Origin of the sequence: Streptomyces sp. NPDC007162 (genome assembly GCF_040634175.1) — a bacterium.
GTDB lineage: Bacteria > Actinomycetota > Actinomycetes > Streptomycetales > Streptomycetaceae > Streptomyces.
In genome coordinates, this window is record NZ_JBEYFC010000368.1 from 1 (window position 1) to 9409 (window position 9409).

At 70.2% G+C, this 9409-nt stretch carries 12 protein-coding genes; 2 read left to right on the forward strand and 10 right to left on the reverse strand.

Annotated features, from left to right (window positions below; translation table 11 throughout):
• The 5 genes from ABZ646_RS32495 to ABZ646_RS32515 form a co-directional block, all read right to left on the reverse strand.
• Positions 1-219, reverse strand: a 219-nt coding sequence (locus tag ABZ646_RS32495) for a hypothetical protein (RefSeq protein WP_360526836.1), incomplete at its 3' end; no start/stop codon positions are given.
• An 11-nt stretch (positions 220-230) separates the two neighbouring features.
• Positions 231-1061 carry a carbohydrate ABC transporter permease gene (locus ABZ646_RS32500; protein ID WP_360526839.1) on the reverse strand — a complete coding sequence of 277 codons (831 nt, stop codon included), beginning with the start codon at positions 1059-1061 and terminating at the stop codon, positions 231-233.
• Positions 1058-1945 (reverse strand): sugar ABC transporter permease, encoded by an 888-nt coding sequence (locus tag ABZ646_RS32505; RefSeq protein ID WP_360526842.1) that lies wholly within the window; start codon positions 1943-1945, stop codon positions 1058-1060. The genes ABZ646_RS32500 and ABZ646_RS32505 overlap by 4 nt, the downstream gene beginning before the upstream one ends.
• Complete coding sequence (locus tag ABZ646_RS32510) at positions 1942-3249, reverse strand: extracellular solute-binding protein (RefSeq protein WP_360526845.1); 1308 nt, start codon at positions 3247-3249, stop codon at positions 1942-1944. The genes ABZ646_RS32505 and ABZ646_RS32510 overlap by 4 nt, the downstream gene beginning before the upstream one ends.
• 109 nt (positions 3250-3358) lie before the next feature.
• Complete coding sequence (locus ABZ646_RS32515) at positions 3359-4684, reverse strand: MFS transporter (RefSeq protein ID WP_360526848.1); 1326 nt, start codon at positions 4682-4684, stop codon at positions 3359-3361.
• A gap of 84 nt (positions 4685-4768) precedes the next feature.
• On the opposite strand from ABZ646_RS32515, the gene ABZ646_RS32520 reads away from it, so the two are divergent.
• Both ABZ646_RS32520 and ABZ646_RS32525 read left to right on the forward strand, forming a co-directional pair.
• Positions 4769-5749, forward strand: coding sequence for a LysR family transcriptional regulator (locus ABZ646_RS32520; RefSeq protein ID WP_360526851.1), 981 nt, complete (start codon positions 4769-4771; stop codon positions 5747-5749).
• A gap of 157 nt (positions 5750-5906) precedes the next feature.
• Positions 5907-6887, forward strand: a complete 981-nt coding sequence (locus tag ABZ646_RS32525; protein ID WP_360526855.1) for a hypothetical protein — start codon at positions 5907-5909, stop codon at positions 6885-6887.
• Positions 6888-6987: 100 nt separating this feature from the next.
• Here the strand turns inward: ABZ646_RS32525 and ABZ646_RS32530 are convergent, their stop codons facing one another.
• The 5 genes from ABZ646_RS32530 to ABZ646_RS32550 all read right to left on the reverse strand — a co-directional run.
• Entirely contained in the window at positions 6988-7125 is a 138-nt protein-coding gene (locus ABZ646_RS32530; protein ID WP_360526858.1) for a hypothetical protein, read from the reverse strand.
• Between the two features lie 234 nt (positions 7126-7359).
• Positions 7360-7899, reverse strand: a complete 540-nt coding sequence (locus ABZ646_RS32535; protein WP_360526861.1) for a hypothetical protein — start codon at positions 7897-7899, stop codon at positions 7360-7362.
• Between the two features lie 115 nt (positions 7900-8014).
• Complete coding sequence (locus ABZ646_RS32540) at positions 8015-8347, reverse strand: hypothetical protein (RefSeq protein WP_360526864.1); 333 nt, start codon at positions 8345-8347, stop codon at positions 8015-8017.
• A 128-nt stretch (positions 8348-8475) separates the two neighbouring features.
• The gene (locus tag ABZ646_RS32545) at positions 8476-8955 is read right to left on the reverse strand and encodes a hypothetical protein (RefSeq protein WP_360526867.1); all 480 of its coding nucleotides are present in this window, start codon (positions 8953-8955) and stop codon (positions 8476-8478) included.
• A 283-nt stretch (positions 8956-9238) separates the two neighbouring features.
• Positions 9239-9409: SUKH-3 domain-containing protein (locus tag ABZ646_RS32550; RefSeq protein WP_360526870.1), on the reverse strand; the 171-nt coding region annotated here is incomplete at its 5' end.

The window sequence follows — 9409 nt, forward strand, 5'->3', positions numbered from 1 at the left end:
CTCGAAGTGGGTGAAGGTGACGCCGATGACGTCCGGCATCGGGGTGTGCGCGGTGATCGTCACGACCGGTCCCTTCAGCAGGTCGCCGCGGTGGCGGATGGGCTGGGTCGGCGCGTGGATCTCCAACGCGCCGTCCGTGGCCGTGACGTCGAGGACCTCGACCGGGTGGGCCGCGGTGACGCCCTCGCGGAGCAGCCAGTAACCGTCGGTGAACTTCACTCACGTACCCCCTACTTGACGGCGCCCACGGCGATGCCCCGGGTGAGCGTGCGCTGGAAGACGAGGAAGAAGACGATGGCCGGGAGCACGCCCAGCAGGGCGGCGGCGTTGGTCATCGTGGCGTCCATCAGGCGCTGGCCCTGGAGGACGCCGAGGGCGACGGAGACCGTCTGGTTGTCGTTGGAGATCAGCATGACCAGCGGCAGCAGGAACTCGTTCCAGGTCCAGATGAAGAAGAAGACCAGCAGCACGCCGAGGGTCGGGCGGCTGACTGGGACGACGATCCGGACCAGGATCTGCCACTTGTTCGCGCCGTCGATCCGGGCCGCCTCGATGATCTCGCGCGGGAACTGTCCGAGGACCGCGGAGAGGAGGTACGTCCCGAACGCCGACTGGATCACCGTGAACACGATGATCACGCTGAGCCTGGTGTCGTACAGCCCCGCCTGCTTGCTCAGGTAGTAGAGCGGGTAGACCAGCGCCTCCTGCGGCAGCATGTTGGCGAGCACGAAGAAGGCCAGCACCCAGGTGCGGCCGCGGATCCGGCCGACGCCGATCGCGTAGGCGTTGAGGACGGAGAGGGCGGTGGCGAGCAGCGCCACCGAGCCGCTGATCAGGGTGGAGTTGACGAGCTTCTGGGTGTAGTCGACGCGTTGCCAGAAGTCCTTGAGGCCGTCGAGGTAGAGGCCGTGGGGGAGGCTCAGCGGGCCATGCTGGGAGTACTCGGCCGGGGACTTCACCGCGTTGACCGCCACGATCAGGAACGGGACGACCATGAAGAGGGCGGCGAGGCAGAGGGCGAGGAGCACCGGGGAGCGGCGCAGGACGGTCGGGCGGGTCATACGGCCTCCGCGCGGTTCTGCAGCTTCAGGCCGAGCAGGGCCAGGGCGAGGATGAGGACCGTGAGGACGGTGGAGATCGCCGAGCCGTAGCCGACCTGGGTCTTCTCGAAGAACGTGGTGAAGGAGAAGTAGGAGGGGACGTCGGTGGCGCCGCCGGGGCCGCCCTTCGTCAGCACGTACACCGCGCCGAAGACCTTGAGCGCGGCGATCGTGCACCAGGTCAGGACGACGTACACCTCGGGGCGGATCTGCGGCACCGTGATGTGCCGGAAGCGGCGCCACCAGCCGGCGCCGTCCAGTTCGGCCGCCTCGTACAGCTGGGGGTCGACGCGGCCGAGCCCGGCCATGAAGACGACCAGCGGGAAGCCGAGCTGGACCCAGACGAGCACGCCCATCACCGTGTAGAGGGCGAGGTCCGGGTCGCCGAGCCAGTCCTGCTGCCAGGAGCCCAGGCCGACGGCCTTCAGGAGGGCGTTGAGGGAACCGTTGTCAGGGGCCAGGATCCAGCTCCAGACGATGCCGGCCACCGCGACCGGCAGCACCTGCGGGAGGTAGAAGCAGGCGCGCAGGACCGCCGCGATCCGGGTGCCGAAGTGCTTGCCGACGTAGTCGAACAGGGCGGCGGCCAGGACCAGTCCGAGCGCGGTCGGGAGCACCGCCATCGCGACGACCATGAAGAGGCTGTGCCGGAACGACGCCCAGAACTCCGAGTCGTGCAGCAGCTCGCGGTAGTTGGCGAGCCCGGACCAGTGCGGGCTGCCCACGCCCTGCCAGTCGGTGAAGCCGATGCCCGTGTTCATCAGGAACGGGACGACCACGACCGCGAGGAAGGCGAGGGCGCCGGGGAGCAGGAACAGGGCGTAGGAGTCCCGGCGCACCCTCACTTGGTGCCCTTGTCGTACGCCGTCTGGAGGTTGCTCAGGTAGGCGTCGGGCTTCTCGCTGCCGGTGATCAGCTTCTGCGTCTCGGAGACCAGGGTGTCGTAGAAGCCGGCGATCGGCCAGTCCGGGTAGAAGGCCAGGCCGTCGCGCTTGCTGACGGTGTTGAAGTCGGCGATGAGCTGCTTGGACTTGGGGTCGGTGATGGCGCTCGGGTCGGCCGCGACCGGGACTCCGCCCTTGTTGCCGAGCAGGTTCTGGATCTTCTTCGACATGGTGATGTCGATGAAGTCGTAGGCGAGGTCCTTGTTCCCGGAGTTCTTCGGTACGACCCACAGGTTGCCGCCGGAGCCCAGGGTGAGGTTCGAGCCGGGCCACAGGAAGCTGCCCCAGTCGAACTTCGCCTCCGACTGGAAGCGGCCGTACCACCAGCTGCCGGAGAACAGGATGGGCGCCTTGCCCTGGATGAACGAGACGCCCGCCTGCTCGGCCGTGGTCCCGCTGGACGTCTTCGCGATGTAGCCCTTCTTCACCCAGTCGGCGAAGGTGTCCGCCGCGTACGTCCAGGCGGTGTCGTGGAAGTCGACCTTGCCCTTGTACAGCTCGTACCTGTCGACCCACGAGCGGTCGGCCTTCGACAGCGCCAGCTGGTACAGGTACTGCTGCGCCAGGTACTCGGAGCCCGCGTTGGCCAGCGGAGTGACCTTGTTCTGGACGAACTTCCCCATCGCCGCCGTGAGGTCGTCGAACGTCTTCGGCTCGGCGATCCCGTACTTCTTGAACAGGTCCTTGTTGTAGTAAACCATCGTGTACTCGGCGTAGTTGGGCACTCCGTACCACTTGCCGGAGCCCATCACGCCGTCGGCGTCGTACTGGCTGGTGGTGCGCACGCCCGCGCTGAGCTGCTTGTCCCAGCCGCGCTTGGCCGCCTCGGCGGTCAGGTCGGTCAGGAGCCCCTGCTTGGAGAGGAGTCCCGCCGTCGCGTTGCCCTTGTTGTACTCCATGAGGTCCGGGGCGTCGGAGGAGTTGAGGACCATCGGAGCGGTCTTCTGGATCTGCTCGAAGCTCTTCTCCTCGTACTTCACCTTCACGCCGGGATGGCTCGCCTCGAACTCCTTGATGGCCTCGTTCCAGGCGATGCCCATCGCGCTGTTCGGTGCCTCGTAGTGCCACAGGCGCAGGGTCTTGGCGTCGGACGTGCTGCCGCCCGAGCCGCCGCAGGAGGTCAGCAGCAGTGATCCGGAGAGGGCCACCGCCGCCGCCGCTGTCAGCCGCCGTGTCCGCCCTGTTCGCGTTCGTGTCGTCGACATCCAGTGCCTCCCGGGGAGTTGTGGATGGTGCTCGTCCCGCGTCGAATCGATTCGATGCCGGACGTCGAAGCGCTTCGACGATGGAAGGTAGGTGCGGGCTGTGAGGCCGTCAATGGGTGTGGCGAGAATTGTGGGAAGCGATTCGACTGGCGGTGTGGATCAGAAAGGCCGCGGCGGCCGCGGCGACCGGGGTGAGGTAGGCGGCCGCCGGAGCGACATGCTCCGCCGCCCAGCCACCGGCCGCGGATCCCGTCGCGACACCGGTCAGCAGGGCGGTGACGACGAGGCTCATCCCCTCGTTGAGGCGGCCCTGCGGGGTGCGGTCCTGGACCAGGGTCATCGCGGTCACCATGGTCGGCGCGGTCGCCGTTCCGGCCGCGAGCAGGGCCGGGGCGAGAGCCCACAGGGAGTCGAGGGTACGGGCCGCGAGCAGGGGCAGGGACATCAGGACCGCCATCGCCAACAGGCAGACGGGCAACCGCCGTTCGGCCGGACCGGTCGGCTTGAGCGCCCCGTACACCAGACCCGCCGCACAGGACCCGGCGGCCTGGAGCGCGAGGACGGCACCGGCGGCCGAACGGTGGCCCTGCGCGTCGGCGTAGGCGATGGTGACGACCTCCATCGAGCCGAACACCGCGCCGGTGGCGACGAAGCAGGCGAGCAGGGCGGCGAGGCGCAGCGGGGTCCGCGCGGTGCTCGCCGCGGGCCGCAGCGGCGGCTCGGTGGCGCGCTGGGCGGTGAACAGCAGCACCCCGGTGAGCAGCAGCACCGCCCCGACCAGGGTGCCGGCCTCCGGGAAGAAGGTGCCGGTGAGGAAGGAGGCGAGGACCGGACCGAGCATGAAGCACAGTTCGTCGGCGGCCTGCTCGAAGGAGTTGGCGGTGTGCAGGGCGTCCGGGTCGGCGCGCAGCAGGTGGGCCCAGCGGGCGCGGGACATGCCGCCCAGGTTGGGGGTGGCGGCGGTGGCCGCGTAGGCGGCGAACAGGGTCCAGTCCGGGGTGCCGTACCGGACGCAGAGCAGCAGGGCGAGGCTGCCGAGGGCGGCGGTGACCGTGGCGGGCACCGCGACCCTGGCCTGCCCGTACCGGTCGACGAGCCGCGCGATCCACGGCCCGGCCAACCCGGTCGCCGCGAGGCCGGTCGCGGTGACGGCACCGGCCAGGGCGTACGAGCCACGGGCGCCGGCGATCATCACGACCGCGCTGACGCTGAACATGCCCATGGGGAGCCGGGCGATGAGGTTCCCGACGGTGAAGGCCCGGGTGCCGGGGCGGGCGAAGAGGCGGCGGTAGGGGCCGGGCGGGCGGGAGCGGGAGGGGGAGCGGGAGGGGCCGTCGAACCGGGGGCTGAAATCGACGGTGACGAGGGAGTCGGCGGTGACGGTGTGGGTGTACGGGCGAGGGGCCGGTCTGGTCGGCTGGGTCGGCTCTGGCATGGACACCACCGTCGCGCCGGGCGGTGCGTGGGGTCCAACACCTGCTCAGTGCCGATTCACGCACCTGTGTTGTAAGTTCGTGTGATGTCAGCGCCCGCCCCGCCCGCCCACATCGACCCCCGGCTCCTGCGCGTCTTCGTCACCGTCGCCGAGGAACTGCACTTCACCCGGGCCGCCGCCCGGCTCTACGTCGCCCAGCAGGCGCTCAGCCGTGATGTACGGCGACTGGAGCGGGAGTTGGGCGCCGAGCTGTTCCTGCGCACCACCCGGCAGGTCGCCCTGACACCCGACGGCGTCCGGTTGCTGCCCTACGCCCGCCGGGTGCTGGCCGCCCAGGACGCGCTGCTCGCCGCGTTCGGGCAGGCCAGGCCGCTGCTGGTGGACCTGAACTCGCCGGGCCTCGAAACCGGCCGCCGGGTGCTGCACCGCGCCCGCGAACTCGCCCCGGACTGCGAACTGATGGCCCGTTACGAGAGCGGGCTCACCGGAGCGGCGGCCGAACTCCTCGCCGGGCGGCTCGACGTGTCCTTCGGACGGTTCGCGGGACTCGACCCGGCACTGCGCTCCGGACTCGAACACCTGCCCGTCAGATTCGAACCCATGGCCGTAATTCTCCCCTCCGACCACCGGCTGGCGACCCTGGAGGCAGTACCGCTGGCCGCGCTGGCGGGCGAGACCGTGTACGCCGGCGCCGGGAACGAACGCACCCTGGAATGGACCGACCTGGCCTTTCGTCTCTTCGAGGGGCGGCGGATCGCCGTCGCCCCGCCGCTGCCGTTGGCCGTCGGTGAGGAGGAGTTCCAGCGGGTCATGGCCAAGGACCGGTATCCCATTCTCGCGGTAGTGGGTTTTCCGGCCATACCTGGAAGCGTGTCGCGCCCCTTGGCCGATCCGGTGCCGTTGTCGCCCGTGTCGCTCGTGTGGCGAAAGGGGCTGGTCCATCCGGGACTCGACGCGCTGCGGCGGGCGGCCGCCGAGATCGGGCGCGCGGAAGGGTGGCTTCAGCGGCCGGCCGACGGGTGGATTCCGGCCAGTGATCAAGAGGTGATGGACGACCACAAATGACACATCCGGACAACGGCACCCCCTCGTGCGCTAGCTTCATGGCCCCGAGCACGGAGAGCTGGAAGGGAGCGCTCGGAACGGGTGGGGGCCCGATCCGTTGACGTGTGCTCGGGTTCGTCAGCGCGCCCGGAACTGTCCCGTGGGGGGATGTGCGCGCATGAAGAATTGGCGAGAAGAGACCCGACCGGTGGCGGGGGACGCCGAGGAGGTGCCGCTGATCGGTTGCGCGGAGGACGTGCCGCTGGTCGGGGGAGACGAGCCCGGGGGCGCCGGGGCAGGGGGTGCCGGGGCATGGGGCGTCGGGCTCGGGCCGGGTGGGTTCCGGGTTGGCGGTGGTGGTGGCGTCGGTGCCGGGGCGGGCGAGGCGGTGACAGAGGCGCTGCGGGCGGCACCGTCACGGAACCCCTGGAGCGTCGTCGAGGCGGCCGCGGGCCGGTCGCGGGTCCCCGACCGGGTGAGCGTCGAGCACGACGTCGGCGGGGTACGGATACGCCCCGGCGCGCGGGAGATCTCCGACGCACCCGCGTCCGCGGACGTGTCGGGGCGTCGCAGCCGCCGGTTCCGCAGGATCGGGATGGCCATCGGGCTGGCCTGCGCCGTCTACGCCGTCGTCATCGTCGTCACCCTGCTGTCCGGCGGCTCGGACGCGCCCTGGCTGCCGGTGCCCGGGCAGCACGGCGACCAGCCGGCCGGCCGGGTCGAGAACTCACCGGCGCCCGCCGGCTCCGCCCGTTCCTCGGACGGCGGCTCCTCGGTCGCGGGCCCGGCCGTGAGCGACGGTACGACCCCCTCGGCCGACGCGTCGCCCCGGGCGTCCGGCACCGGCACACCGGGAGCGGCCCGGCCGAGCGCGTCGACGTCGGTGAAGGCGACGCTACCGGCCGGGGTCAGGGGCACCGGCTCCTCGCCGGACCCCGGGGCGTCGTCCGCGGACGTGTCGCCGACCTCGTCGTCACCGTCGCCGGACACCCCGGCCTCCCCGTCCGCCTCGCCCTCGGCCGACCCCAGCGAGTCGACGGCGCCGACCGGGAGCGGCCCTGGAACGGGGACGGTCGCCGAGGGCCCGGTCGCGGCTCCGCCACCGGTCCCCGCGGAACGACCGGCCGCAGTCTCCCGCTCGACCGGCCCCGTCCTCTGATGGCCTCCGGCACCCGCAAGGGCACCCACTCCGGCGGCGGTCCCTCCTCCGTACTCGTGAATTTCACTCCTGACCGCAGTGGGGGCACGCCCCTGCCTTGTCAGCGGTCGGTGTCCACGTCAGCGGCCTCAAGCAGTTCGCGGAGGCGCCTCACCTCCTGCACGAGCCGAGGCACGGCCTCCCGGGCCATCGCGATGAAGGCGGCGTTCTCGTCCCAGCGTTCGTCGCCGCAGTCCACGTAGCGTGGTTCCTGCACCAGGGGGCCGCGATCGGCTCCCTGTGGTCGAAGTCGGGCCACCGCTCCCCGCGTCCGGTGTCCGCCACCGTGCTGACAGCGAGCAGGTTCATGGCGTGGCCGTCGTCCAGGTGCCTGACGAACCAGGGCCCGGGCGTGGCCGCCGCGCAGATCGCCTCGATCTCGTCGAGATCGGGTACGGTGCGCGGTCCTCGCCACCCGGCGGATGCTGGCGGCTCACGATCCGCCCAGCATCCGTTCCTCGTCGAAGCCGAGTTCGTCCTCGATGCCCAGTTCCTCCGCGGCGTGCCAGCGCAGAGGGTCGGGCCAGGCCGCGGGATCACCGGTGGCGATGCCGCGCAGGAATCCGACGGCTTCCGGGGTGCCGATCTCGCCCAGCGTCTGAAGGGCCTTGACGCAGAAGCTGAAGTAAGGACCGTCGGTCGACTTCCGTTCCCGTACCAGGGCGGCGACCGGCTCGACTCCCTCCGGGGCCCGCAACTCTCCGAGCAGGTCGACCAGGTCCTCGGTGTTCACGCCTGCGGGCCCCGAGACCAGCACCGCGGCCAGGATCGGTCCGAGCCCTTCCGGGTGGATGTGCAGCGCCAGCGACGCGAGTCGTTCGAAGCGGCGCCGGTCCCCCTCGGCGGACGTGATCCGCAGCCAGTCGAGGACGCGCTGCCGTGCCGCAGGCACCACGGCCGCGGTGTCCTCGGCCCGCTGGGCGCCGATGTATCCGCCGGTGACGAGGGAGTCCACCCGCTCCAGGTCGGTCATCCTCGTCACTCCTGTGGTTCCATCCGGGGCGTCAGGGGTCGGCTACGGGTCGTCCGGACCGTCGGGCGGCATGCCGCCCGATCAGTTGCCTCCGTGTACGTCGCGAGCAAGGCGGTCAGGCCTCAACGGTCCAGTAGTGCGAGCCCGTCGGAGGCGTGGGGCGGACGCGCAGGGCGGACAGGTCGAAGCCCTCGTCGTCGTCCTCGTCACCGGTGGGCAGGCGTCCGGACTCGTTCGGGTAGTAGTACAGGCCGTACGACCAGTACTCCGGGAATTCGTGGCACATGAGATCGGGGTACGCGGAGATCGCCGCGTCGTGGTACCGCTCGTTTATCCTGGCCACCGCTTCCGCCCGGGACATACCGAACCGCGAGATCATCTCGTTCGCGATGTCGCGGAAGTACTCGACCATTCCCTCGTCGAGATCCATCAAGAACTCTGCTGTCATGATGTCGGAGGTCCTACTCGTCGGAAAACGGAGCCGGTGAAGAGCGTTTCCAGAACCCGGCAGGCGCTGACCCGCTGCCGATCGCCTCAGCCACGGTGTCGCCCCAGGGCCCGCCGGGCCGTGACGACTTACACCGTCGCGTCGAAGGACCCGACGAAGTCGTCCACCACCGCTGCGGAGAAGGGGTCGGTCACGGGGTCCTCCGGTGTGAGCAGACTGATGGTGTAGAACTCGGCCATCAGCAGGCCTGTTCCCTTGACGGCCTGCACTACGTCAGGGTCGTCCGTCCTGATTCCGGCGACCGTAGTGGCGTGCAACGGCCCCGTACGGCGTCGGTAGAACACGGCGTACGGTCCCTGGCCCGAGTCGTCCAGGGCATAGCCGTTCTCCTCCCAGAAATCCTCCATCTCCGGGCTGGAGGAGAAAGTGACGATCCCGGAGTAGTCGCCGTCGGGTTCGGGCAGCCGCCAGTCCCTCTCCCGCGCGACCGGCTCCCCGGACAGCAGGAGCTGCGGCCATCGGCGCCGCGCGCGGGACGCGAATCGGCGCATGGCGTCGGGGAAGGACGCGTCCACGGTGAAGTCCGTGGAGTGGCCGGTGAGATCCATGGGTGTTCCTCGCAGTGGTGTGTCTCCGGGCGATCCGCGTCGCTCAGGCCGTCCATCCCGACATCGGACCGTGATAGCGGATCGCGCCACGGGGGATGGTCCCATCGCTGCTGGAGAACCAGATGTGGTCCCGGCCGCTCCTCAGACGTCCGGAGAACAGCTTCCTCTCGGCCTCGAATTCGATCAAAGGACCTGGGCGCGCTCCAGCTTGGGCCAGTAGTCCGCGAGGGTGCCGCCAGCCCCCCGTTCGGCTATCAGGCACCAAGTCGCCCGGGGGGTCTGATCAGTTCAGAGCTTCTGGGCGGATCGGCCTGGTGAGTTTTTCCATGGCTTCGTCAGGTGTGGCGGCCCACAGCGAGACCGAATCCATGCCCATGTACACCGCGCCGTCCTCCCCCATGGCCAGGTACCGGTTCCTACGGTCGATCATGCCGAGCGGGTAGAGGACTGTTCC

What these genes read in the sequence shown, in the direction of transcription:
- ABZ646_RS32500 (WP_360526839.1), bottom strand. Translation starts at nt 1,061, where the DNA reads ATGACCCGCCCGACCGTCCTGCGCCGCTCCCCGGTGCTCCTCGCCCTC.
- ABZ646_RS32510 (WP_360526845.1), bottom strand. Translation starts at nt 3,249, where the DNA reads ATGTCGACGACACGAACGCGAACAGGGCGGACACGGCGGCTGACAGCG.
- ABZ646_RS32515 (WP_360526848.1), bottom strand. Translation starts at nt 4,684, where the DNA reads ATGCCAGAGCCGACCCAGCCGACCAGACCGGCCCCTCGCCCGTACACC.
- ABZ646_RS32520 (WP_360526851.1), top strand. Translation starts at nt 4,769, where the DNA reads ATGTCAGCGCCCGCCCCGCCCGCCCACATCGACCCCCGGCTCCTGCGC.
- ABZ646_RS32525 (WP_360526855.1), top strand. Translation starts at nt 5,907, where the DNA reads ATGAAGAATTGGCGAGAAGAGACCCGACCGGTGGCGGGGGACGCCGAG.
- ABZ646_RS32535 (WP_360526861.1), bottom strand. Translation starts at nt 7,899, where the DNA reads ATGACCGACCTGGAGCGGGTGGACTCCCTCGTCACCGGCGGATACATC.
- ABZ646_RS32540 (WP_360526864.1), bottom strand. Translation starts at nt 8,347, where the DNA reads ATGACAGCAGAGTTCTTGATGGATCTCGACGAGGGAATGGTCGAGTAC.
- ABZ646_RS32545 (WP_360526867.1), bottom strand. Translation starts at nt 8,955, where the DNA reads ATGGATCTCACCGGCCACTCCACGGACTTCACCGTGGACGCGTCCTTC.